This is a genomic window from Streptomyces sp. 2323.1 (assembly GCF_900221035.1).
Lineage (GTDB): Bacteria > Actinomycetota > Actinomycetes > Streptomycetales > Streptomycetaceae > Streptomyces > Streptomyces sioyaensis.
On sequence record NZ_LT907981.1, the window covers coordinates 3,582,616 to 3,606,383 of the forward strand.

Annotated in this window: 27 protein-coding genes and 1 pseudogene; 13 read left to right on the forward strand and 15 right to left on the reverse strand. The window is 70.5% G+C overall.

Translation table 11 applies throughout. The features are described 5' to 3' along the window. Positions 1-186: 186 nt before the first annotated feature. The 8 genes and pseudogenes from CPH93_RS36775 to CPH93_RS15040 form a co-directional block, all read right to left on the reverse strand. Positions 187-483: a hypothetical protein gene (locus tag CPH93_RS36775; RefSeq protein ID WP_231977341.1), complete on the reverse strand. Its 297-nt coding sequence runs from the start codon at positions 481-483 to the stop codon at positions 187-189. Between the two features lie 96 nt (positions 484-579). Further along, positions 580-825, reverse strand: a pseudogene (locus CPH93_RS37595) (chaplin); the annotation flags it as partial. Between the two features lie 120 nt (positions 826-945). After that, on the reverse strand, positions 946-1,350 hold the full coding sequence (locus tag CPH93_RS15015; protein ID WP_093648952.1) for a rodlin: 405 nt from the start codon (positions 1,348-1,350) through the stop codon (positions 946-948). A 457-nt stretch (positions 1,351-1,807) separates the two neighbouring features. Beyond that, positions 1,808-2,215 (reverse strand): rodlin, encoded by a 408-nt coding sequence (locus CPH93_RS15020; RefSeq protein ID WP_093484439.1) that lies wholly within the window; start codon positions 2,213-2,215, stop codon positions 1,808-1,810. Positions 2,216-2,548: 333 nt separating this feature from the next. Beyond that, positions 2,549-2,794: a hypothetical protein gene (locus CPH93_RS15025; protein ID WP_256331997.1), complete on the reverse strand. Its 246-nt coding sequence runs from the start codon at positions 2,792-2,794 to the stop codon at positions 2,549-2,551. Between the two features lie 314 nt (positions 2,795-3,108). Then, complete coding sequence (locus tag CPH93_RS15030) at positions 3,109-3,342, reverse strand: chaplin (protein WP_093648953.1); 234 nt, start codon at positions 3,340-3,342, stop codon at positions 3,109-3,111. A 358-nt stretch (positions 3,343-3,700) separates the two neighbouring features. Further along, positions 3,701-4,108, reverse strand: coding sequence for a rodlin (locus CPH93_RS15035; RefSeq protein ID WP_093648954.1), 408 nt, complete (start codon positions 4,106-4,108; stop codon positions 3,701-3,703). 242 nt (positions 4,109-4,350) lie between these two features. Then, positions 4,351-4,596, reverse strand: a complete 246-nt coding sequence (locus CPH93_RS15040; protein WP_093648955.1) for a chaplin — start codon at positions 4,594-4,596, stop codon at positions 4,351-4,353. Positions 4,597-5,072: 476 nt separating this feature from the next. On the opposite strand from CPH93_RS15040, the gene CPH93_RS15045 reads away from it, so the two are divergent. Beyond that, positions 5,073-6,755, forward strand: coding sequence for a bifunctional 3'-5' exonuclease/DNA polymerase (locus CPH93_RS15045; protein WP_096213134.1), 1,683 nt, complete (start codon positions 5,073-5,075; stop codon positions 6,753-6,755). 95 nt (positions 6,756-6,850) lie between these two features. Further along, positions 6,851-7,831: an alpha/beta hydrolase gene (locus CPH93_RS15050; RefSeq protein WP_096213135.1), complete on the forward strand. Its 981-nt coding sequence runs from the start codon at positions 6,851-6,853 to the stop codon at positions 7,829-7,831. Between the two features lie 35 nt (positions 7,832-7,866). On the opposite strand, the gene CPH93_RS15055 is transcribed toward CPH93_RS15050, so the two are convergent. Further along, the gene (locus tag CPH93_RS15055) at positions 7,867-8,499 is read right to left on the reverse strand and encodes a TetR/AcrR family transcriptional regulator (RefSeq protein WP_096213136.1); all 633 of its coding nucleotides are present in this window, start codon (positions 8,497-8,499) and stop codon (positions 7,867-7,869) included. Positions 8,500-8,630: 131 nt separating this feature from the next. Between CPH93_RS15055 and CPH93_RS15060 the strand changes: the two genes are divergently transcribed. After that, entirely contained in the window at positions 8,631-9,329 is a 699-nt protein-coding gene (locus CPH93_RS15060) for a spheroidene monooxygenase (RefSeq protein ID WP_096213137.1), read from the forward strand. A gap of 57 nt (positions 9,330-9,386) precedes the next feature. Further along, a complete protein-coding gene (locus CPH93_RS15065) occupies positions 9,387-9,860 on the forward strand; it encodes a RidA family protein (protein WP_231977343.1) in 474 nt (157 codons plus the stop codon). Positions 9,861-10,033: 173 nt separating this feature from the next. Here the strand turns inward: CPH93_RS15065 and CPH93_RS15070 are convergent, their stop codons facing one another. Continuing rightward, positions 10,034-11,215 carry an acyltransferase family protein gene (locus CPH93_RS15070; RefSeq protein ID WP_231977344.1) on the reverse strand — a complete coding sequence of 394 codons (1,182 nt, stop codon included), beginning with the start codon at positions 11,213-11,215 and terminating at the stop codon, positions 10,034-10,036. 433 nt (positions 11,216-11,648) lie between these two features. Continuing rightward, a complete protein-coding gene (locus CPH93_RS15075; RefSeq protein ID WP_096213138.1) occupies positions 11,649-12,533 on the reverse strand; it encodes a glycerophosphodiester phosphodiesterase in 885 nt (294 codons plus the stop codon). Between the two features lie 356 nt (positions 12,534-12,889). Between CPH93_RS15075 and CPH93_RS15080 the strand changes: the two genes are divergently transcribed. The 9 genes from CPH93_RS15080 to CPH93_RS15120 all read left to right on the forward strand — a co-directional run bounded on the left by CPH93_RS15080 (position 12,890) and on the right by CPH93_RS15120 (position 20,901). Beyond that, entirely contained in the window at positions 12,890-13,558 is a 669-nt protein-coding gene (locus CPH93_RS15080) for a response regulator (protein ID WP_096213139.1), read from the forward strand. After that, on the forward strand, positions 13,555-14,775 hold the full coding sequence (locus tag CPH93_RS15085; protein ID WP_096213140.1) for a sensor histidine kinase: 1,221 nt from the start codon (positions 13,555-13,557) through the stop codon (positions 14,773-14,775). The genes CPH93_RS15080 and CPH93_RS15085 overlap by 4 nt, the downstream gene beginning before the upstream one ends. A gap of 88 nt (positions 14,776-14,863) precedes the next feature. Continuing rightward, positions 14,864-15,313 carry a hypothetical protein gene (locus CPH93_RS15090; protein WP_093484426.1) on the forward strand — a complete coding sequence of 150 codons (450 nt, stop codon included), beginning with the start codon at positions 14,864-14,866 and terminating at the stop codon, positions 15,311-15,313. A gap of 6 nt (positions 15,314-15,319) precedes the next feature. Continuing rightward, entirely contained in the window at positions 15,320-16,240 is a 921-nt protein-coding gene (locus tag CPH93_RS15095) for an ABC transporter ATP-binding protein (RefSeq protein WP_096213141.1), read from the forward strand. A gap of 4 nt (positions 16,241-16,244) precedes the next feature. Further along, the gene (locus CPH93_RS15100; protein ID WP_096213142.1) at positions 16,245-17,852 is read left to right on the forward strand and encodes a hypothetical protein; all 1,608 of its coding nucleotides are present in this window, start codon (positions 16,245-16,247) and stop codon (positions 17,850-17,852) included. 193 nt (positions 17,853-18,045) lie between these two features. After that, a complete protein-coding gene (locus tag CPH93_RS15105) occupies positions 18,046-18,528 on the forward strand; it encodes a hypothetical protein (RefSeq protein ID WP_096213143.1) in 483 nt (160 codons plus the stop codon). Positions 18,529-18,542: 14 nt separating this feature from the next. Then, the gene (locus CPH93_RS15110; protein ID WP_096213144.1) at positions 18,543-18,998 is read left to right on the forward strand and encodes a hypothetical protein; all 456 of its coding nucleotides are present in this window, start codon (positions 18,543-18,545) and stop codon (positions 18,996-18,998) included. Between the two features lie 12 nt (positions 18,999-19,010). After that, positions 19,011-19,688, forward strand: a complete 678-nt coding sequence (locus CPH93_RS15115) for a response regulator transcription factor (protein WP_096213145.1) — start codon at positions 19,011-19,013, stop codon at positions 19,686-19,688. Between the two features lie 4 nt (positions 19,689-19,692). After that, a complete protein-coding gene (locus CPH93_RS15120) occupies positions 19,693-20,901 on the forward strand; it encodes a sensor histidine kinase (RefSeq protein WP_096213146.1) in 1,209 nt (402 codons plus the stop codon). Between the two features lie 92 nt (positions 20,902-20,993). On the opposite strand, the gene CPH93_RS15125 is transcribed toward CPH93_RS15120, so the two are convergent. From CPH93_RS15125 to CPH93_RS15140, 4 genes are all read right to left on the reverse strand, one after another. Then, a complete protein-coding gene (locus CPH93_RS15125; RefSeq protein WP_096213147.1) occupies positions 20,994-21,377 on the reverse strand; it encodes a hypothetical protein in 384 nt (127 codons plus the stop codon). Between the two features lie 22 nt (positions 21,378-21,399). Further along, entirely contained in the window at positions 21,400-22,716 is a 1,317-nt protein-coding gene (locus tag CPH93_RS36780; protein WP_231977345.1) for a WXG100 family type VII secretion target, read from the reverse strand. After that, complete coding sequence (locus tag CPH93_RS15135) at positions 22,716-23,033, reverse strand: WXG100 family type VII secretion target (RefSeq protein ID WP_096213148.1); 318 nt, start codon at positions 23,031-23,033, stop codon at positions 22,716-22,718. The genes CPH93_RS36780 and CPH93_RS15135 overlap by 1 nt, the downstream gene beginning before the upstream one ends. A gap of 251 nt (positions 23,034-23,284) precedes the next feature. Beyond that, entirely contained in the window at positions 23,285-23,590 is a 306-nt protein-coding gene (locus tag CPH93_RS15140) for a hypothetical protein (protein ID WP_096213149.1), read from the reverse strand. Positions 23,591-23,768: the final 178 nt, after the last annotated feature.

Here is a 23,768-nt window from a genome sequence, read left to right on the forward strand (position 1 = left end):
CGTACGCCCCCGGGGCGGCTGCCGGCCGCAGCGCCGCCCGGCGACAGCTCTGCGACGGCCTGAGGTCGAACCGTCCGGCCCCGCCGGCGGCCGGTTCGACCGGGTGGTGCGGCCGCCGACCGGCCCGCCGGATCCGCTCGGCGGGGCCGCCGAGCCCCCGGCCACCGCCCGACGGCCGTCCCCGCCTCATCTGCGCCGCGGACGCGCCCTGCGCAGCAGCAGCACCCCGCCCAGCAGCAGCCCACCGCCCGTACCTGCCAGCGCGCTCAGCGCACCGGGCCCGGTGGCGGCCAGCAGCCCGGATCCCGCCGAGGACCCGGCCCGCTCCACCTCATCCACGCGGGCGTCCGGTGCGGGGCGCGGGGCGGGCCTGGGGGAATGCGCCACCGGTGCCGGCACCGGGGCAGGATGCTCGGCCCGTTCCGGAGCCGGGCGCTGCACCGGCTCCGCGTGCTTCGCCGGCCCCGCGGTCGTCCAGTGCACCCCCGGGGCGCCTCCCCCCTCCGGAGGCTGCGGGGCCACGCGAGGCCGCTGCCCCGGAAACGGTTGCTGAACGGCCGGCGCACCGTTCCCGCACCGGTTGCCAAATGCCGGGTTGAGCGCCGCGCCCGCATCCACCGAATTGCCACACGCATTGACCGGCGTGTCCACGGTCACCTGGATGTTGTTCCCGGACAGCACCCCGGGAGAGTTCGTCGTGCTCCCTCCGGCGCCGGCATCCGCGTACGCCGCGCTGCAGTTCGCGCCGAGCACGCCCGACGCCGCCACCACGAACACGCACGCCTTCAGGCTCTGTCGCATCTCTCGTCCTTCCTCCACAGTCATGGCGCACGGCCCGCCGCCCGCCGCTCCCCGTGCCGCTCACACGACCGGGCGGTCGGCAGCGCATACGCGGCGCCGACCGCCCGGGGACACAAGCGGCGGACATGTCCCAGCCGTTGGTCGTCAGCCGTTGCCGACGCCGTTCCCGGAGAGGACCGGGATGTCGTCCAGGATGTGCGACAGCGGATCGTCGCCCTTGACCTGCGACGAGTTCTCGGTGCACTGCTGGTTCTGCGAGCTGGACAGCACGTTGACGTCCTGCGCCGCAATCGGCACCGCGCCGGCCAAGATTTGGAGATCCAGCTTGCCCAGACCGAGGCAAGGCTGGTTCAGCGAGCCCTGGATGAGCCCGAGCTGAGTGCTCAGGTCGCCGCGCGTGGTCGAGTTGCCGTAGACCGACGCCGCCCCGTTTGCGTTGACCGTCCTGGTGCCGTGTTGGTCGCCGATCGCCATGGCCTGCGGCGCGGCCATGGCAGAAGTGCCGACCAACGACGCCGCCACTGCCGCGCCCGCGATCATCTTGTTCATCACGAAAACCCTTCAGGAGAAGAAACTCCCGACACGGGAGCCCTGTTTGAACAACCCGCCATACCGGTTTGAGTTCTGCACCATCACCCGAATAGCTGGCACGAACCAACCCGCAACGACATCAGCGTCGCTGCGGCGGCCGAAAACTCCCAATTCACGTACCAGCAGTGCGACTTATCTGCTCGGCACATCAATTTCCTCTGCATGCCACAGGGCCTGCGAAACCGATGAAATGGATTCGCAGGCCCTGCTTCGTTACGGACGGCATGCCAATGCCCTGGCAGCCCCATCAATCCGACAAGGGCATTGGCAGCTTCCCTCCACACACCATTTCTAACGATCCGGCTCACCGGAGTTCAGTCACGAGCGAATAACATTTCCGCTCGGGAGCCGGACAGCGGAAACCCGGGCCGCCCGGAAGAAGGAGGACCGGGCGGCCCGGGTCGTACGCGGCCGGTCAGTGGTTGTGGACGCCGTTGCCGGAGAGGATCGGAATGTTGTCCAGAATGTGCGACAGCGGGTCGTCGCCCTTTGCCTGCGTCGAGTTTTCCGTGCACTGCTGGTTCTGCGAGCTGGACAGCACATTGATGTCCTGCAGCGCGATCGGGACCGCACCTGCGAGGACCTGGGCAGGAATCTTACCCACAGCGAGGCAGGGCTTGTTCAGCGAGCCCTGGATCAGGCCGATCTGCGGGCTCATGTAACCGTACGTGGTCGAATTCCCGAAGTACTGCGCAGCACCGTTGCCGTTGACGGTGGACGTTCCGTGCTGGTTACCGATCGCCATCGCCTCGGGGGCGGCAGCGGCGGACACGCCGACAATGGACGCAGCCGCGGCCGCGGTCGCCAGAGCCTTCTTGATCATGTTGGTCCTTCGTGTTTCGGGATGCCCTTGGGCCGGGCAGTCTGCCCAACTCACAAGGATGTTTTTGGTTGTTCTCATTCACTCAAACAGCTGCGCCCCGAGCCGTTTTCGACACTCGGCTTCGCGACCTGGCACCGGCGCTCCGAATGAGAAACGGCCGAGACGTGACGCGGCTCCAGGCACTTGAATCCGCAGCCATGTACCGCGAAATCTCGATACCGCTCGAACTCACCTGGCGCGGCTGCGGAGCAGGGAAGTCCACACCCGTCTCCGTGCCTGGGGCGGACAGCTTCGAGGTCCGGCCTGTGGCGGTCAACGCCACCTGCCCCGGAATTACTTGAGCGGCAGCCCACCGAGCAGCGGAGTCTTCTTGGTCGCCCCGGAAACGCCACGGAGCAGCTTCTTCGCGTTGGTCGACCTGACCTTGCCCTCCGCGGCCTTGACCGTATTGATCAGCGGAGTGAGCTGGTGGCCGTCCAGCTGCTTGTTGCTCAGGGCGTCGGTCAGCCCGCCGTTGAGGCTCATGGTCGGAGCGCCGGGCTGGGCGGCGAAAGCGGGGGCGGCGACCCCCAGTGCCATGACGGAACCGGCAACAACCGCAGCAGACTTTGCGTACTTCACTTCAACTGTCCCTTCTCGGGCGGTGCTTGACGGTCCCGCGACATCAGCGCCACGTGAGCAATCACTTTCGCTGCTCGGATCACCGCTTTCAGCGTGACTAACGAGTGCCTTCGTCCGGGGAAACCCTGAAGTTCCGCCCTTCTCGGCTAATCCGTCCGAAAATTGGAGGGGTTATGCAGGTGCCCACTGGAAATGGAGGGAAACCGGCCCCGGCGCACAGGGGACCGCGCACCGGGGCCGGTTCACACCGACACGGCTCGAATTCCTTCGAGTCAGTGGTTCAGGCAGGTGTTGCCGAACGCCGGGTTCAGCAGACCGCCGGCGTTGATGGTGTTGCCGCAGATGTTGATCGGGATGTGGATCGGGATCTGGATGGCGTTCCCCGAAAGCACACCGGGCGAGTTCTTGGCGCCACCCGCGGCACCCGCGTCGGCGAACGCCGGCGCAGCGGAGCCGACCGCCATGAGCGTTCCGGCGGTGATTGCGGCTACCTTTGCGTACTTCACTTTCAGCCCTTCCTTGCAGCGGGTCCGTAGCGAACACGACCGTCGTGTCGCACGGGCTGCTCGCCCGTAACGCCGCTGCCGATATTGGTAACGATTACTCCTCGTGAACGAAACTCTTGCCGGGAAGTTTTCGGAGGAATCGCCCGAAGGGTGCAAGACCGTTTCAGGAGATTGCCACCACGCATACGACGCGGAAAAAACACCGGATTTCGAACGAACGAGGTTCCCGCCGAATACGAATTCCTACCGAAAGGGGGATCGAGAATTTCCGTCCCTACGGTTCGTAACGGGGTACCGCAGGCCCCGGGCCGCTCTGGAAATGAGAGCCGGCGGCCCGGGCCTGCGACCGATGGCCGACTCAGTGGTTGCCGACGCCGTTGCCCGACAGGATCGGGATGTCGCTGAGGATGTGCGACAGCGGATCGTCGCCCTTCGCCTGAGTCGAGTTCTCGGTGCACTGCTGGTTCTGCGAGCTGGACAGCACATTGATGTCCTGCAGCGCGATCGGGACCGCACCTGCGAAGATCTGGGCGTCCACCTTGCCCAGGCCGAGGCAGGGCTTGTTCAGCGAGCCCTGGATGAGCTCCAGCTGCGGGCTCATCTTGCCGAAGGTGGTGGAGTTGCCGAACGCACTCTTGGCACCGTTGCCGTTGACCGTGGACGTGCCATTGTGGTTCCCGATCGCCATGGCCTGCGGGGCGGCAGTCGCCGAGATTCCGACGACGGACGCGGCTACAGCCGTCGTAGCCAGGACCTTCTTGATCACGATTTACCCTTCTCGAAGCGGAGTGCCCGTATCCGGAGCGCACTGGTCAACTCGCTTCTGAGGGTGCGGTTTCGCCGTTTCACCCGAATGCCGCGAAACGATAGATACATATCACTGCCCCTGGGCTCCGCTGCGTTCGGAGCTCTTTGGGCATACGAAAGGCCGGTACGGAATGCGTACCGGCCTTTGCTGCCGAGAGGCCCCACCCGGGCGCAAGCCGGGCCCCAAGCACCGTATGGTGATCAGAGGTTGATGCAGGTGTTGCCGAAGGCCGGGTTCAGCAGCGCGACGGCGTCGACGGTGTTGCCGCAGATGTTGAGCGGCAGGTCGATCGGGACCTGAATGAGGTTGCCGGAGACGACACCGGGCGAGTTCTGGGCAACGCCCGCGGCGCCGGCGCCGCCGTAGGCACTGGCCACACCGGCCCCGCCCACAACGGCAAAGCCCGCGGCGGCGGACAGGACTGCGGCCTTGGAGACAAACTTCACGGTGAACCTCTTCACTGAGCAGCAAGCAGATATCTGTGATGCGCCGCTTTGCGCGACAAGCTGCTCAACGCATCAACAGGGGGAAAGTAGCGCTTCATTCGGGTGAATACGTGAATCGCGAACCCGAAGAATTCGGCGTCATCAGTTCTTCATCATCCTTACACCTGACGCCAATCTCCGGGCGATATCCGGTGGTTGGCAGCGGTGTCGTGTCCCCTGGCTCATGAAGGGGGCCGCTGAGCGGTGCCGGCCTGAGCGATGAGGGGCGGCACCCTGCATCTGCTCTCTGCCGGTGTCGGCGCGGCGCCGCGGGCGGGTTGGAGGCGGGGCCCTCACATCTCGCGCGCCGCACGGGGGACTCGCGGAGGCTTGATGTTCGTACGGAATAGGCGGTCGGCTCCCCCGGCGCCCGTGCGGGCATGTGCCATCCGCGCTGGTCAGGGCCATTGTCAGACCCTGATGCAAGACTCAGGGGCATGAGATGGGCGGTGGTGGAGACGGGCGACGGGGGTGCTCGTCTCTGCCCGCTCGCTCCGGACGGGCGGGCCGCCGGGCCGGTGGTGCAGGAGCCCTCGCTCGCCGCGGCCGTGGGCAGCCGGCCCGAGGTCGAGCGGTGGGTGTGGCGGTCCACGGCGGAGATCTACCGGCCGCTGCTGGCGGCGGGGGTGCGGGTCGAGCGCTGCTATGACGTGGAGGCCGCGGAGGCGCTGCTGATCGGCCATGAGGAGGGGCAGTACGGCCAGCCGCGTTCCCTGGCCGCTGCCTGGGCGCGGCTGCACGGCCTGCCCGTTCCGCAGGACGGTCCTGCCCGTACGGCGCAGACCCAGCCGTCCCTGTTCGAGCCGGGCTCGGTGCCGCTGCCGCCCGGCACGGACGAGCTGGCCGCGCTGCTGGAGGTCTATGCCGGCCAGGTGGCGCGTACGGAGAAAGCGGAGCATCCGGAGCGGATGCGGCTGCTGCTCGCCGCCGAGTCCGCGGGCATGCTGATCGCCTCGGAAATGGGGCGGGCCGGGGTGCCCTGGCGGGCGGATGTGCACCGCGAACTGCTCGACCGGCTGCTGGGCGGGCGCTATCCGGGCGGGCTGGAGCCGCGGAGGATGGCGGAGCTGGCCGATGAGGTGTCCCGGGCGTTCGGCACGGACGCGCGGGTGCGTCCGGATCTGCCGCAGGACATCATCAAGGCCTTTGCCCGGGCCGGGATTTCCCTCACCTCGACCCGCAAGTGGGAGCTCCAGCAGATCGATCATCCGGCGGTGGCGCCGCTGTTGGCATACAAGACGCTCTACCGTCTGCACACCGCCCATGGCTGGTCGTGGCTCCAGCAGTGGGTGCACGACGGCCGTTTCCGCCCCGAGTATCTGCCCGGCGGAACGGTCTCCGGCCGGTGGACCACCAACGGCGGCGGCGCACTCCAGATCCCCAAGGTGGTCCGGCAGGCCGTCCGCGCCGATCCGGGGTGGCGTCTGGTGGTCGCGGACGCCGACCAGATGGAGCCCCGGGTGCTGGCGGCCGTCTCCCGTGACCGGGGGCTGATGGAGGTGGCCGGCAGCGGCGAGGATCTGTACGCGGATCTGGCGGCCCGGGCGTTCGGCGGCGACCGCGACCGGGCCAAGCTCGCCCTGCTGGGCGCCATTTACGGCCAGACCTCCGGCGACGCCCTCAAGCACATGGCCGATCTGCGCCGCCGGTATCCGGCCGCGGTGGCGTATGTGGACGAGGCGGCCCGCGCGGGCGAGGAGGGCCGCCTGGTGCGCACCTGGATGGGGCGCACCTGCCCGCCGGTGTCCGTGGCACCGCCCGACGAGGCGGGGCTGCCCCAGGAGGAGGAGCAGGCGCCGGGGTACCGCACCGGCTCGGCCGCCGCCCGCGCCCGCGGCCGGTTCACCCGTAACTTCGTCGTCCAGGGCAGCGCCGCCGACTGGGCGTTGCTGGTGCTGGCGGCGCTGCGCCGGGCGCTGTCGGAGGGCGGGCTCCGCGCCGAGATGGTCTTCTTCCAGCACGACGAGGTGATCGTGCACTGCCCGGCCGAGGAGGCGGCGACCGTGTCCGGGGCGATCACAGCGGCGGCCGCGACGGCGGGGCGGATCGCGTTCGGGGACACCCCCGTGCGCTTTCCGTTCACCACGGCGGTGGTGGAGTGCTATGCCGACGCGAAGTGACCGGGGGGGGCGCCGCCGGGAGGGTGTCGGTCGTGGCGGTGAGGGTGCGGTGTGAGCAGAATGCATGGCCCCTACGCGATCATCGGAGGCCCCCTGTGCCCTTCCCGCCGGGAATAACCGTCCATCCTGAACTCGCCCCGTATCTGGATGCCTTGCCGCCGTATGCCGATCCCTTCCAGGACATCGCGGCGACCCGTGAGCGGTTCCGGAAGCTGCTGGCCGCGACCCCGGCCGACCGCACCGGGGTGTCCAGCCGGCGGTACGACATCCCGCGGGAGGACGGCAGCGCCCTGACGGTCGAGGTCTACCGTCCCGAGGTCGCCGAGGGCTCCTCCCCTCCCGGCGCGCTGCCCGCCGTACTGCACTTCCACGGCGGCGGGTACGCCATCGGCCGCGCCCTGCCGGGGCAGGACAAGACGGCCATCGATCTCTGCCGTGCGCTGCCCGCGGTGACCGTCACCGTCGAATACCGTCTCGCGCCCGAGCACCGCTGTCCGGCGGGTGTGGAGGACTGCTATCGCGCGCTGGAGTGGACCGCACAGCGGGCGGCCGAGCTCGGCATCGACCCCGAACGGATCGCCGTCACCGGGAATTCCGCGGGCGGCGGGCTGAGCGCGGCCGTGGCCCTGATGTCCCGCGACCGCGGCGGACCGGCCCTCGCCTACCAGTCGATGTGCGTACCGGACCTCGATGACCGCATCGCCGAGGAGCCGGTCCCGGCGGATACCGACAACGCACCGGCCCCGTGGGTCAACAGCCTCCGCACGATTCGTGCGTCGTGGCAGCACTATCTGCCGGAGGGGGCGGCGGCGGGCGTCTACGCCGCGGCGGCCCGCGCCGAGGACCTCACGGGGCTGCCGCCGGCCTATGTTCTGGTCTGCGATCTCGATCCGCTGCGGGACCCGGGACTGGCGTATGCGCGGCGTCTGATGGACGCGGGCGTGCAGGTCACCGTCCGCAATGTGCCCGGAGCCTGGCACGGCTTCGAGCTGCACGCACCGGGGACGCGGCTCGCGCGGGAGATGGCGGCGCACTGGACCGGGCATCTGCGGGCGGCGTTGCATCGGGCGTCTTAGCGCACCCGGTTAGCGCGTCCGGTCAGGGAGTCCGGTCAGGGAGTCCGGTCGCCCGGGCCCGTGCCGCTCGGGTGGCCGACCGTTGCGATCAGGCCGCGGGTGAGCCGCACCATCGCGGCGACCAGGGGCTCGCGCGGGCGGTCGGGGCGCTCCAGCCACCACAGGGCCAGGCCGTGCAGCGAGCTGCGGATCGCCTCGCCGAGCGGCTCCAGTTCGGCCTCGGGGATGCCGGGGACGAACTCGCGCAGCAGCGCCATGTCCGTCTCCCGCTGTCTGCGCTGCAGCTCCTGGTGGAAGGCCTGCACTTCGGCGTCCCCGGTGGTGTCCCGGAACATCATGCGCCAGGTGTACGGATGGCCCTGCACATGCGCGAACCAGGCGTCGTACATCGCCGTCAATCTTGAGTCCAGATCGCCCTCGCCGTGCAGGAGTTCACCGATCGGAGCGGCGGCCAGCTCGTCGCGGTGCCGCTCCAGCAGGGCGAGGTGCAGCTCCTGCTTGGAGTCGAAGTGGCGGTAGAGCATCGGCTTGCTCAGGCCCGCTTCGGCCGCGATCTCCCCGATGGTCGTGCCCGCGAAGCCGCGCTCCGCGAACAGCCGGGCCGCGGTGTCCTCGATACGGGTCCTGGCCGCGGCTCGCGCGGCGCGGCTCCGGTCGATCTCGTTCATGCGCTCCCACCCTGCGATCTGGCTTGTTCCGGCCGGTGTTTTCGGGTCGCCCTTGCCTCTCCAATGAAGCATACTAGGTCGTGTACCAATTGGTACACGCATCAGTAACATCGAGGAACGGGGGACCTGTCGTGATCGTTTCCGTCCATGTCGCAGATGTCGGTGTCCGCTCCGTACGCAGCGTCCTCCGCGCATGCCCACGGCCGGACGGGACGCCCGGCCTGCGCTGGGCCCAGACCGCACTCACCGGCCTCATCGCAGCCGGCCCGCCCCGGCTGCGTCCCGGCCGGGCCACGCTGCTCGCCGCGTGGGAGGACGATGCCGCGCTCGACCGCTTCCTCGCCGAGGACCCGCTGGCGCGACGGCTGGCCGGCGGCTGGCGGGTGCGGCTGCAGCCGCTCCGGATATCCGGAGCCTGGCCTGCGCTGCCGGTGGAGATCGATCCCGGTGCCGCGCCGGACGAGGAGGACGGGGCGGTCGCCGTGCTCACCCTGGGGCAGCTGCGGCTGCGTCGCGCGCTGCCGTTCCTGCGGGCCAATTCCCGGACCGCCGGCCGGGCCGCGGCCGACCCCGCGCTGCTCGCTTCGGTCGCCGTGGCGCGGCCACCCCGCTTCGTCGGCACCTTCTCCCTCTGGCAGAGCACGTCGGCGATGCGCCGGTACGCCTACGGGGCCGCACTCCCCGAGCACAAGGACGCCGTCAGGGAGCACCGGGCGAAACCGTTCCACCATGAGGCGGCGTTCCTGCGTTTCCGGCCCTACGGTGCGCAGGGAACGCTGGACGGCCATACGCCCGAGACGCTTGAATCCCTGGGAGGCGGGTCGCATTGACGGCGAACGGGCACCCGCGGAATGCGTGAAGAGGCCGGGACGAGCGCGGGAGCAGCGATGACGACCGAGAACGGCGAGCACGGCGCGACAGGCGGGAACGGCACGCCCGGCGGGGATGCGGACGCGCGGCGCGACGGGCTGGAGCGCATCAACCCACCGCATCTCGCGCCGCCGACCGGCTTCAGCCATGCCGTGCGCGCCGCCTCGGGCACCATGGTCTTTCTCGCCGGGCAGACCGCGCTCGACGGAGCGGGCCGGATCGTCGGGGACGGCCTCGTCGAGCAGTTCGAGCGGGCGCTGACCAACCTCTTGGAGGTCGCGGCGGCCGCCGGCGCCGGCCCGGCCGACCTCGCCAAGCTCACCGTCTTCGCCGTCGACGTCGCCGACTACCGCCGGCATGCCCGCGACCTCGGCCGGGTGTGGAAGCGCCTGGCCGGCGGCGACTATCCGGCGATGGCCGTGATCGGCGCCACCCGTCTGTGGGACGAGGCGGCACTGGTCGAGATCGAGGGCATCGCCGTCGTCCGGTAGCGGCGACGTCCACCCCCGTCCGCCCCGCACACACCAGAGGCGCCCGCCCCACCGGTCCTCCGGTGGAGCGAGCGCCCCTGACGCTGTTCCCAGACCCACGTGCCGTCGCAGGCGTGCGCTTCCCGTCACGGACCCCCGAGGTGTCCCCGCGCTCGGTGCCCGACCGCGTCCGCTCAGTTCCGGCTGCGGGCCATCCCCACCGGGTCCTTCTTGAACGCCCAGGTCATCTTGGGCTCCATGGCCCACCGGAACATCCGCTGCACCGGTGGTGTGCACAGCAGGGTGATGACCGTGCCCGCGATGAGCGTCAGCACTACCGCGCCCCAGGGCGTGTGCATCCACGGGCTGTCGTACCAGTTCCAGAAGCGCGAGCCCTTGGCCAGGAAGCCGTGCAGCAGATAGCCGTACAGCGTCCCCGCGCCCAGCGCCGTGCACCACATCGTGCGGCCCGGGATCCAGGCGAAGAAGCAGGCCACGAGCACCAGCGAGCAGCCGAACATGGCCAGCGTCATCACCGCGCCGCTCCACCACGGGGCGGCGAGTTCCTGTGCGGCGTCGCGGTGGTAGAACCACGCGGCGTTCATCCGCGGCGCGGCCCAGTACGCGAAGACCAGCGCGGCGGCGAAGACCGGGACGGCCAGGATCCGCGCCTTCTTGCGGCGTACCAGCCTGAAGTGCTCCGGCCGCAGCGACAGCCCGATCACGAAGAACGGCAGGAACTGCAGCACCCGCTGGAGGTCCAGGTCGTCACCGATGTCGGGTGAGATGGACGCGAGCACCGCGATGGCCAGCGCCAGCGGGACCGGCCAGCGCACGATCTTCCACAGCGGGGTGGTCAGCCGCCAGATGAACAGCGCGGCCAGGAACCAGGTCAAATACCAGGGGTCCGTGAGGCTGATCGGATATCCCGGATCGTCGTCCGCCCACCTCTTGAAGAGCGTGTAGGCGACTTCGAAGAGGATGTAGGGAACGGCGACTCCGGTAATCAGCCGCTGCAGCCGGTCCTTGCGCATATCGAAACTGCGCGAGAAATAGCCGGAGATGATGATGAACGCCGGCATATGAAAGGCATACACGGTGATGTAGAGCGCCGCCGCGGACCGGCTGCCGTCACGCAGCGGCTCCCAGGAGTGCCCCATCGCCACCAGCACAATGGCCAGGTACTTCGCATTGTCGAAAAAGGCATCGCGCGGCTTCGCCTTGGCCTCGGCCGTGGCCTCATTCTTCGCCCGGCTGCCGCCCCGGCCCGCGGCGCGGTGCTGGGGCCGGGCCTGCGAAGTACCGCCCGCGCCAGGGGAATCGGCGGGCGGCCGGCCGGCCGTCGCCGTGGCGGAAGCCGTCGCGACGGGTGCCATCGTGGCCGTCGCACCTGCGGCTTGCGCGGGCGCCGCGGCACCCGTATGCGTCAGCGTGTCATGCGGCATCTGCCGTGGCGGGGGAAGCGGAACCCGCCGTTCGCCGTACGCCGGAAAGTCGTTCGTCAAGGAGCCTCCCGAAAGGATCCCAGGGGAGGAACTGGGCGATGGCCCGCACCGGGCCGCACATCGGAACCCAAAAGCCAAATCCTGCGTCTTAGTTCTTTTACGGGGAGTGTGGCGGCGTCGAACACCTCAGGCACCTTAGCCCCGCGGCGGGAATCACGTAAATCCCCGACTGCCGCGGCCACACGCGGCGCATCCGCCCTCCACAGCTCCTTCACGCAGCGCGGACGGCGGTGCGGCACCGTGGCGTGACCCCGGCACCGCGAGCGATCTGGACAATGCCCCTCGAATCACCGTCCGTTGCCCATTATTCAATAACACCGTCGACCCCCCGCGCACGCACGGACCGCGCGGTGGTGTTCTTCGCCACGTCCCACGCATAGACCTCCAAGGCGCGCCCGTGCGGCCCACGCAGCCGGTGCACGGCCGCCAGCCAGCCTGAACTGACCGCGGAAATAGGGGGGTTGATCTGATCGGCGAAGCGCGCATAGCCCGGCAGGCGGCGCACGTCGGGCGCGCCCAGAATTCCGGTACGCACCTGCGGTGCCCGCTCGTGCACGGCCTTGACGCAGCGCACGGAGAAGCTCTGGATCACCAGCCGGCTGCGGACATGGGCGCGATCCAGCCACCCCAGTGCCCGTAGTTCGCGGAGGACCTGCGCCTCGATACCGGGGTATTTCTCCGGCGCCTTGATCTCCAGCAGCAGCCGCTGCCCGTTGTGGTCCAGCCGGCGCAGATAGGCCGCGAGCGTCGGCAGCCGCTCCCCCGCGAACCGTCCGCCGAACCAGCTCCCGGCGTCCAGCCGCGCGAGCTCGGCGGCCGTGAAGTCTCCCACCCGCCATGGCGCCCGCCGGGGAAACACCTTCGCGGCGTCGGTCGTCCGCTCCAGCGTGGCGTCGTGCAGCACCACCAGCCGGCCGTCCTTGCTCCGCTGCACATCGTTCTCCACCCAGATGAGTCCGCGACGGTGTGCGGCATCGACGGCGGCGAGGGTGTTCTCGGGCGCGTCACGGGAGGCGCCGCGGTGGGCGATCACCCGGGTCGCCGCCGTGCCGGGGCCGGCCCGGGCGCCGCTGATCACTGCGACGTCCGCGTACTCCCCCGGTCCGGCGGAAAGCACGGACGACGACACCGCGGCCGTCACCAGGTAGGCGACCGAGGCGGCGGGTATCCGCAGCGATCTCCGAAGCATGCGGGAGCCTCCCGGTCCGCTCACCGCAGACGGCCCCGTCTGCGCCAGGTACGCCCCGTCAGGCCCTCCTCCTCCGGTCCAGGGCCACGGCTGTCACCTCAACATGCCCGGATCCCTCCGCACCCGCCACGCGAGCACACCCCCCGTCCGCCGATCACCGGCCGCCCCTCCGAGACCTTTTCCCAAGGTCAGCGCAGGTAGGGAGGGGATCCGGTCGGACGGGTGACGAGGTCCCGCGCGGCCCGCCATCCGTGCGGGCCGTCGCCGGAGCACCGCGGGTCCGCACCGCCGCCGCTTCCCCGCCCGGCAGGGAATTCCGCGGCCCCCTCGCGCCCCGTACGGCAGAATTCCCGCCTGTGACGATTCGCCTACTGATCGCCGACGACCAGGAGATGGTCCGCCGGGGGATGCGCCGCATCGTGGAGAGCCAGCCCGATATGGAAGTGGTCGGCGAGGCGGCGAACGGCGTGGACGCCGTGGAGCTCGGGCGCACGCTGCGGCCCGATGTGGCGCTGGTGGACATCCGGATGCCGCGGATGGACGGCCTGGAGGTGACCCGCCGGCTCGCCGACCCCACGGCGCCCGACCCGGTCCGGATCGTCATCGTGACGACCTTCGACCTCGACGAATACGTCTATCCCGCGCTGCGTTTCGGCGCCTCGGGCTTTCTGCTCAAGCGCTCCGGACCGGCGCTGCTGACCGAGGCGGTCCGGGCGGCCATGGCCGGTGACAGCCTGATCAGCCCGTCGATCACCGTACGGCTGTTGCAGCACGTCACCGGGCCGACGGCCGGGCGCCGCCCGCGCCGCCGCGATCCGGTGCTGACCGAGCGGGAGCGGGAGATCGCCGGGAAGGTCGCCGAGGGAAAGACCAATGCCGATATCGCCCGCGAGTTGTTCATCTCCCCGGGCACGGTCAAGACCCATGTCGCGAGCATCCAGCGCAAGCTCCAGGTACGGAATCGGGTCGGGGTCGCCGTGCGGGCCTGGGAGTTGGGGTACGCCACCGGGCGGACGCCGGGATGACGGTGCACGCCCGCGCCGCGGACAGGGTGCCCAGCCTCGCCGTCGGGGAGGACGACGCGCCACGCCGGCGAAGACGCCGCCGGTGGTGCGGGGTGGCCGCGGCGGCGATGCTCCTGCCCGCCGCCCTCTGGCCGCGCGAGGCTCTGCCGCCGGCGGCCATGGCCGCACTGGCGCTGGTGGTGTCGATGGCGGCCCGGCCGGCGGGCCGGATCCCGCTCGACCGGGCGGCGGGCGGGATCGCGGCCCTCTCCCTGGTCGCGGACTTCGTCCCGTTCGGGCGGGCCGAGGCGGCCCTGCTCTGGCTCCCGTTCGAGACGATCGCGCTGCTGGTGCTCCTGGAGCGGGTGGTACGGCACGTACCGGCGCCCCGCGTGGGCCTCGTCGGCGCCCTGACCGGCACCGCCACGGTCCTGCTACCGCTGCGCTTCACCCTGCACGCGCCGCACACGGGGCTCAAGGAATCGGTCTTCCTGGCCGCGCTGGCCCTCTTCCCGGCCGCCGGAGCGGCGGGCGTCGGGCTGTATCTGCGGTCGCTGGACAACCGCCGGGCGCATGCCGTGGCGCTGGCCCGGCGCGAGCAGCGGCTCGAAGTCGCCCGTGATCTGCACGACTTCGTCGCCCACGAGGTGACCGGCATCGTCCTGGAGGCACAGGCGGCCCAGCTGGGCGAGGACCCCGGACCGGCGGAACACCGCGCGCTGCTGGAGCGCATCGAGCAGGCCGGGCTGCGGGCGCTGGACTCCATGGACCGGACGGTGGCCACCCTGCGCGAGGCGGACGGCCGCCCGTGGGAGGAGCCCGGACCCACCCGGCTCCACGGCCTGGCCGATCTGCCCGAACTCCTCGACCGCTTCTCCGCGATGTCCCCCGCGGAGGTCACCCTGTCCCTGGCGGACGAGGTGGCCGGCACGCTCGCACCGGAGGCCGAGGAGGCCGCGTACCGCGTGGTGCTGGAGGCGCTGACCAACGTACGGCGGCATGCGCCGCGGGCCGGCCGGGTCCAGGTGTGCGCGGGCCGGACCCCCGAGGGCGGCGTGGAGATCTCGATCGCCGACCGTGCAGGGCCCGCCTCACCCGACGGCACCCGGCAGGGCGGCGGCACCGGCCTCGCGGGCCTCGCCGAGCGGGTCGGCGCCCTGGGCGGGGCGCTGGAGGCGGGCCCGTACGCGCAGGGCTGGCGGGTCCGTTGTGTGCTGCCGGGGCCCGCCCTTCGCTGACCCGATATCTGCCGAACGGCAGATGTGCGGCCCGCCCCGGCCCGGGATCCTCCTCGGAGTGCACCATCCCGTACCCGTGGAGGAACCGATGTTTCCCAGTCCCGGCCCGCAGCGGTCCGTTGCCCTCGTCGTCGCGGTGGCGGCCGCCGCCCTCGGACTCACCGGCTGCTCCGTGGACGCCTCGCAGCAGAAGCCGGAATCGAAGAGCTTCCGGTACGCCGGGACCACCCTGAAGCTGACCACGCACGAGGTGGCCACCGACCTAGTCGCCGCCGACCGCTCGGACATCAAGGTCACCCGCTGGTTCGACGCGGCCGCGGGCAGCGAGCATCTGACGTGGACCCTCAAGGGCGACACGCTCGACATCGACGCGGGGTGCAGCGGGATCGCGTTCTGCGACGCCAAGTTCAGGGTCGAGGTCCCCCGGGGCATCGCGGTGACCAAGGACGGCAGGAGGACCGGGCTGACCGGGCGGAAACCGGCTCCCACAACGGAGAAGACCGCCCCCGAGAACACCGCCCCGGCCGGAAAGAGCTGACCGGCCGTGCTTGACCTCGTCCACCTCACCAAGGTCTACAAAGGCGGCAAGCGCGCCCTCGACGACCTGACGCTGCGTCTGGAACCGGGCATTCTCGGCCTGCTGGGCCCCAACGGCGCCGGGAAGTCGTCCCTGATGCGGATCGCGGCCACGGTCACCCGCCCCACCACCGGCTCCGTCCGCTTCCACGGTACGGATGTGGTCGCCAGGCCCAACGCCCTGCGCCGGCAGCTGGGTTACCTCCCGCAGGACTTCGGCGTCTATCCGCATCTGACCTCCCGCGAATTCCTCGGCTACCTGGCGGCCGCGAAGGGCGTCTCGGCCCGCACCGCCAGGGCCCGTATCGACGAGCTGCTGGAACTCGTCAATCTCACCGAGGCGGTCAAGCGCCCCTTGGGCAAGTACTCCGGCGGCATGCTGCGCCGGATCGGCATCGCCCAGGTGCTGCTCGCCGACCCACAGGTGATCATCGTGGACGAGCCGACCGCGGGGCTGGACCCCGAGGAGCGGGTCGGATTCCGTCATCTGCTCAGCGAGCTCGCCGCGGACAAGGCCGTGCTGCTGTCCACCCATATCGCCTCCGACGTCGCCTCGGTTGCCTCCCGCATCGCCGTACTGGCCGACGGCCGGCTCCGCAGCCACGGCACTCCCGAAGAGCTGCTGCACGCGGTGGACGGCCAGGTCTGGGAGGTGCTGGTCGCCCCCTCCGCGGTCCCGGCGGTCCAGGAGCGGTACACCGTCAGCCGCATGGTCCGCACGGCCGACGGCGTCCGCATCCGGCTGCTGTCGCCGCAGCTGCCGTACGAGGGCGCGCTGCCGCTGACCGCCGACCTGGAGGACGCCTACCTCGCCGTCATCCGGCGGGCCGCCGGCGCTCCGGCCGCGCGGGCCACCGGCGAACGGCCGCGCGCGGCACGGGCGGTGTGACGCGATGCTGCACATGCTGACCGGCCTCGCGCTGGCCGACTTCCGTGACCGGATACGCCGGCCCGCGTACGCCGTCATCCTGGCCGCCGCCGTCGCGCTGGGATATGTGGCGGTGCCCGCCGCGGACTCCAGCTGGGTGATCCTGCAGATCGGCGACCGCCGCGGGGTGTACAACAGCGCCTACGTCGGCATGGCGACGGCCCTGGCCGGCGCGCTGTGGATCAGCCTGGGCGGCTTCTACCTCGTCCGTAACTCCCTCGAACGCGACCGCCGCACCCGCGTCGGTCAGTTGCTGGCCGCGTCCCCGCTGCGCACCTGGGAGTATCTGGCCGGCAAGTTCCTCAGCAACCTCCTGCTGCTGTCCTCCATGCTCGGCGTCCTCGCGGTCACCGCGGTGGTCATGCAGCTGGCCCACGGCGAGTCCTACGCCGTCGATCCGCTCGCCCTCTGCGGGCCGTTCGTCCTCATCGCGCTGCCCCTCGTCGCGGTGACCGCGGCCCTCGCCCTGCTCTTCGAGGCGCTGCCGCTGCTGCGCACCGGTCTGGGCAATGCCGTGTGGTTCTGCGGCTGGCTGGTGCTCGCGACGGCCGGTCAGGGCCCGGGTCTGCCGTTCGACGGCCTCGGCGTCCACAGCGTCGCCCGGTCGATGGGCGCCGAGCTGGCCGCCCAGCACCTCGACGCCCACGGTGCGTTCAGCCTCGGCCTGACCTACCTCGATGCGCCCCTCGGCCGCTTCGTCTGGTACGGCTTCACGCCCACCGCGGGCTATGTCCTCGGCCGGGCGGCGCTGCTGCTCCTCGCCGTCGCCCTGGCCGTGCTCCCCGCCCTCTGGTTCGGCCGCTTCGACCCCGCGCGGGTCCGGCGGCCCCAGGAGGCGGCCGGCCGGCCGTCGCCGGGCGCGGAACTCCACCCGCCGGTCCTCCTCGACGCGTCCGCCCCCGTCCCCGCCGCGCCCCGCCCCACCGTCGCCGCCGTCCTGCGCACCCGCCCGCGGCAGGGTGCCGTACTGCTGCGGCTCTGGGCCGGTGAGGTCCGCATCCTGCTGCAAGGGGTGCGCTGGTGGTGGTGGCTGGGCAGCGCCCTCCTCGCGCTGCTCGGTCTCTGCGCGGCGAGCCTCCATGCCGTCACCCGGATCGCGCTGCCGCTGGCCTGGATCTGGCCGCTGCTGATCTGGTCGCGGCTGGGCTCCCAGCGCCCCGAACACGACATGGACGTCCTGCTCGCGGCCTGTCCCTCGGCGCACCGCCGGGTGCTCGCCGAATGGGCCGCGGGCCTGACCGTCACCGTCGTGGCCGGCCTCGGCCCCCTCCTCCGGCTGCTGGCCGCGGCCGACCCGCTCGGCCTGGCCGGCTGGGCCGGCGGCGCCCTCTTCATCCCCTCGCTGGCGCTCGCCCTGGGCACCCTCAGCCGCACCCACCGCCTCTTCCAGGCGCTGTATTTGCCGCTCTGGTACACCGTCGCCAACGGGTTGCCCGTCTTCGACTTCATGGGCGCCCTCCGCGACGGTTCCCAACGGGCCGCTCTGCAACCGCCGGTGACCCTCGCGGTCGCCGCGGCCCTGCTGGGCACCGTCTTCCTCACCGGCGCCCTGCGCCGTACCGGACGCGACTGACCACACCACCTCTGACCTGGCCCGTCCCCCAACAACCGCCAAGGGAGGGGGCGTTGCGGGAACGGGCCAACCCATATGTAGATCAGGTAACAGCCGCCGATGGACGGCTGTTACACGGCTGACCGCCCACCGAGAAGCACCCCTCATAGCTTCTGAATCGGCCGAACGACCCCCACGAACCGGAGCAGAAGCCATGAACTTCAGCACGAGCAGGTCCCAGCGCATAAAGACGGCCCTCGGCGCCGGACTGGCCGCCGTCGCCGTCCTCGGCACGTTCGCCACCGCCCAGTCGGCGAACGCCGCCACCGCGCAGCACCCCGCGAAGACCACCAGCAGCGCCCCCTACGTCATCAACCACTACGGCGAGGAGAACGCGGACAAGGGCAAGGCCGAGCGCAGCCCCGCGAACCTGGTGCTCTCCGAATTCACCTCGGCCGGCAGCCTCCACTGGAAGCAGTGGGACGGGACGAAGGCCGTGGCCACCGGTAAGGTCACCGGCGCCTGGTGCCTGGACACCTGCCTCGACAAGCCGCTGAAGGCGACCGTCACCCTCTCCGACCCCAAGAGCGTGCACGGCAAGAAGGTCTACTCGTCCTTCACCGTTCAGCTGGCCGACGGCGCCGGAAAGTACGATTCCGAGGACCTCAACGGCAAGCGCCCGCTCGCCACCAGCTGACGCGAAAGGCCCCGATGAACAAGCCCACGGCCGTGGCCTCCGTCTGCGCACTGCTGCTGACGGCCGTGGGCGCCACCGGATGCGGAACGTCCCCGCAGCCCCGGGTCGAGGGCCCCGCGCCCCGCCCCTCCCCGGCCTCCGGCCCGGTCTATGTCTCCGACACCCTGGGCCACCCGCTGAGCCGCCCCACGGGCTTCGCCCTCACCGAGTTCTCGTCGGTCTCCCGGCTGAGCTGGCGCTCCTGGGGAGGAGCGAAAGCCGTGGCCACCGGCCGGCTGTCCGGCGCTTGGTGCCTCCCCCGGTGCACCGGCAACGGCTATCCGGCCACCGTCGAACTCAGCCGTCTGCAGCGCCAGGAGAACGTCTCCTACTACACCCGCGCCGCCGTCCGCTCCTCCCATCTCCCGCCCGGCGGGCACGACGGGGCGAGCGACCTGAGCGCGGTGCGGCTGCCGCTCCCCGAGTCCTAGGAACTGCCGGCGATGACTGACGTGCTGCTCGTGGAGGACGACCCGCTGCTGCGGGAAGCCACCCAACTCTCCCTGGAACGCTACGGATACGGGGTGCGCACCGCCTCCGACGGCCACGCCGGACTGGCCCTGTTCCACGATCGCGCGCCCGATGTCGTCGTCGTGGACGTCATGCTGCCCCGTCTCGGCGGGGTGAGCGTGGTACGCCGCATCCGCGCGGTGAGCCGGCTGCCGATGCTGATGATTTCCGCGCGCACCGACCCCGTCGATGTCATCCTCGGCCTGGAGGCGGGCGCCGACGACTACCTCACCAAGCCGTACGACATCCCCGTCCTCGTCGCCCGGATACGCGCGGCACTGCGCCGTACCGCGGACGCCGCCCCGAGCGAGCCCCAAATGGACGCCACCCGGCTGCGGTTCGGCGACCTCACGGTGGACACCGCCTCCATGGACGTCCACCGGGAGGGCCGGCTGCTGGACCTCACCCCCACCGAGCGCAGGCTGGTGCTGGAATTCGCCGCGGAGCCCGGAGTGGTGCTCTCCCGCACCGTCCTGCTGGAGCGGGTCTGGGACTACCCCTGCGGCGGGGACGCCCGGGTCGTGGACGTCCATGTGAAGCGGCTGCGCGCCAAGATCGGCCGCGACCGCATCGTGACCGTCCGCGGCTTCGGCTACAAGCTCGCGCCCTGACGCCATGGGCCTGCGCACCAAGACCGCCCTGGTCATCGCCGCCACCGCCGCGATCGTCGCCACGCTCATCGGGCTGCTGGTGCATCAGCGCACGGCCGAGGAGCAGCGGGCGAACGCGACCCGCGCGGCCGATGCCCGGCTCGTCGACGCGGCAGCCGATTACGCCTCGGGCACCGACAGCGGCGCCCTGGTCAACCCGCCGGATCTGCCCGCCGCACTGCGCCGGACCATCACCGACCGCCCCGTACGGGCCACCTTTCTCCAGCCCGCCGACGGCTCCGCACCCCCGGTGCTCTGGGCCGCCACCCGCAGCGGCCGCGACATCCTCGCGATCCGCCGTTCCTACGCATCCCAGGCCCGCGCCCTGGCCTCCCTCGACCGGGTGCTGGTCGGCTCCGGCGCCACCGTCACCGCCCTCGGCTGTGCGCTGGGCGTCCTCGCGGCGGCCGGTGCGGGACGCCGCATCACCGCGTCCGCCCGCACCGCCCAGCGGATCGCGGACGGCGACCTCACCGACCGCGTCCGGCCCACGGGCAAGGACGAAATCGCCCGTCTTGGCGCCGCCGTCAACACCATGGCCGACGCCCTGAGCGCCCGCCTGGAGGCCGAACGCCAGGTCACCGCCGACATCGCCCATGAGCTCCGCACCCCCGTGGCCGGACTGGTGACCGCCGTCGGCCTGCTCCCGCCCGGCCGCCCGGCCGAACTGGTCAGCGGCGGCGTGGAAACCCTGCGCACCCTGGTGGAAAACGTCCTGGAGGTGGCCCGGCTCGACGTCCCCGGCGTCGAGCAGGCCCAGTGCGAGGAGATCCTCCCCAGCACCCTGGCGCACCGGGCCGCTGCCCTCGCCGACGAGGACATCGAAATCCGCATCCACCGCGAATCCGTCGTCACGACCGACCCCCGCCGCGTAGAACGCATCCTGGCCAACCTGCTCACCAACGCCCACCGCCACGGCGCCCCACCGGTCACCCTCGACGTGGACGGCACCACCCTCCACGTACGCGACCACGGCCCCGGCTTCCCCACCGACCTCCTCACCCACGGCCCCCAACGCTTCCGCACCACCCCCCACGCCCACACCCCCGGCATCGGCCTCGGCCTCACCATCGTCACCGGCCAGGCCCGCGTCCTGAACGCCCGGGTGACGTACGAAAACCCTCCGGACGGGGGCGCCTTGGCGACTTTGAGGTTGGGGGCTGGGGTGGGGTAGGGGGTTCCGGTGTGGAGTCGAAAAGCGCCTCCGCCCCGACCCTATGCCGGAGCGGAGGCGGGGCGGTGCTGCTGCCGATTTCGTCCCCAGATTCAGAGAATTTCCTGCAACTCATCAGACAAGGCAATCAGGCGAGCCTCATCCAGCACGGGCAGGGCGTACCCATTCTCGCGGGCCCGGGTGAGGAACTCGTCCGGCAGGCGCAGGTGGTAGCGGCTCAGGTAGAACCACAGATCACCACGCCAGATCCATTCGCCATCGGTGAAGACGGAGTCCCCGCCAAGGATGCGCTCGTCCGATCCCAGGATGTCACCGACGGTCCCCATCGCCGAGAAAAGTTCTTCACCGGCACGGAGATACTGCACGATCCGGTCCTCGTCCGGTTGGCCTTTCTCCCGCGTGAAGTCCTGAAGTTTCCCGTCGGGGGTGCCAGCGCGCTCCAGCCACAGCTCTTCGTAATGACCGAGAATTTTCATTGAGGGTCCTTGATGTCCGTGCTCACTGGGCTATGGGAAGGAAGGTACGCCAGTAGCCGTTGGCGAAGATGATCGGCTCCTGGCCGGCACCAGCGCCCCTCATCACACCCACCTTGTTGGTAGGTGCCATGACAGGGACGCCCAGTTCGTTCGCCACCTGTTGCGCTGCCGGCGCGACGCTCACACCCTCACCGACCGTTCCCGAATGGCAGGATACGAGCCTGACCGGGCCGCCGTCGTAGCTGGGGTTGTTCCGAATGGCTTCCGCGATCTGGGCCGGATGTGTGTTTCCTCCGGAGAACCCGTTGCCGTGCGCGTTGACGCGGCCCGGCTCGAAGAATCCGCGATCATTGCCATGGATGACAACGTCGTGGAAACCGTTCTTCGGCTTCACCCAGTCAAGGTTTTTCAGGGTTGCCGAGTCGTAGCCGATCCCCGTCGAGCCGGGCCGGTAGTACACGGGGTCGCCAGCGGCAAGATGGGCATTGCCTGCGGTCTTGGGCGGCGCGGGAATCGTGGAATCAGGCGCAACACGGGCATCGTAGTGGCGGCTCATTTTGAGCGAGCCGGCCCTCGGCACGCGCAGGGAGTTGATCCCCGCGAGGTCGATCCTGGTCGCGCCGAGGGCGGATTCTGCGCCTGCCCCCTCGGCAACCCGAGATGCCACACGGGCCCCGGCGCCGAAAGCCCCACCCAGGAGCATGCCGCTTGTGCCGGCGGCGCTGGCCTCTTGGAGGTTGACCCCGTGCTGGTCGCCAAGGAGGTTTCTGCCGCCCTGGGCGACGACCACGTCGACGGTAATGGCTTCGATGCCGCCTATGGCGGCGGTGGCCAGCACCGTTCCGGCGATCTCGGCGACGGTGGCGGAAACGGCGACGCCTGCCGTACTCGCTGCGGCGACGATCGCCTCGGTGGCGCCGGCTGCCGCGACCTCGCTGATGCCACCGGTGAAGAGGGCCAGAGCCGTACCGGCAACCAGGACCGCACCGGCAATCTCCAGCTCGTGCTCGATCTTCTTCTTCGCCTCGGCGACCTGATCGGCGTACTTGTCCAGCGCCTTGGCCATGTCGCGGGCGGCGCTGGCCATGTCGTCGAGGTAGCCCTTGCCGCCACCATGGTACCTGCGCCAGAACTCCCCGAACGCGTCGATCGACTTGCCCTTGTTGTTGTCGATCACATCCTGGGCCCGGTTGTGACAGGCCGCCGTGCAGTCCTCGACATCGTCCGCGTACGAACGCCAGGCCCGCGCGGCTTCCCGGAGTTCGTCCTCGTCGCCCTCCGGCCACCACATGCCCGTGAGGTCCTGGACGATCTCTTTGGCCTTGTCGGCAGCGCCCATCACTTACCGCCCTCAAAGCCGGACTTGGCTGACCGATCCGCCTCTTCATGGTTGGCCGCCATGTCGTTCATGGCCTTGGTGATGCTGGATAAGCCCTTCACGAGGGCTGCGGCTGCCTTCTCGATCTGCACCCGGTGCGGGTCGTAGACGTGCTCGAACTTCTTACCCTGCTCGTCGCCACCCCACGGCTCTCCCAACCCGTCGAGCGCATGCCGGAGCTTGGCCGTCGCCCGTTCCAGAGCGACAGACTCCCGGTGGAACGTCGGAGCAGTGGACTTGAGTTGGTCGGTATCTATGTCAAAGCCATCGCCAGCCATGCCTTGCCTCCCCCTGGGCCGTGTACGCGTAACCATCGCGAGCCGCTGAAACCAGTTCCGGCTCTCAGGTGACGATGGCAGACAGCACTGACAATCGACCTGGTAGGGGCGCATTTCGGCCACGGTGCGGCACCGTCCTGCTAGTGGCCCCAGGGCAAGTCCGCGGCCTCCCTACCAGCAGGATGCCGGTGGGGAGGGCCGATTGAACCCTCCAACGGCTCGCGGCCGGCCATCCGCCAGCGGCGCCTCAGCTACACCGGCGGGTGGTCCGGCACGGGGGAGGCGGCGACCGCGTCGTCGAGGATCTGCTCCCGCGCAGCGATGGTCATTGCGTTGATGGCGGCAGCCAGAGGGAGAAGCTCACCGGCAGAGGCGGGATTCATGAGCACATCGCCGGATACATCCAGTGTGGTGATGGCTTTCCTGACGAGACTCATCGCTTCGGGAGTCCTGGGGACCGCGTCGGCTTTCACGAGGTTCAGCATCGTCTCCAACGCGTCGGCCAACTCACGGACCGCCTGCCGCAATTCGTCAGTATTCGGGAGTTCTTCGTCCATGGCGCAATGATCCCGGCGTGGCCATGGATGCGCCAGTGCCCCTTGCTGCCAGGTGAGTTGGCGGTCCAGGTATGGCTGTGTGCCAGGGGTGGACTTCGCAGGCGCCGGTATCCCGCGGACCCCGGCTGCCCGGACGAGCGGAGCCGCTGGATCCACTGGAAGCGCCGGGACACAAAGG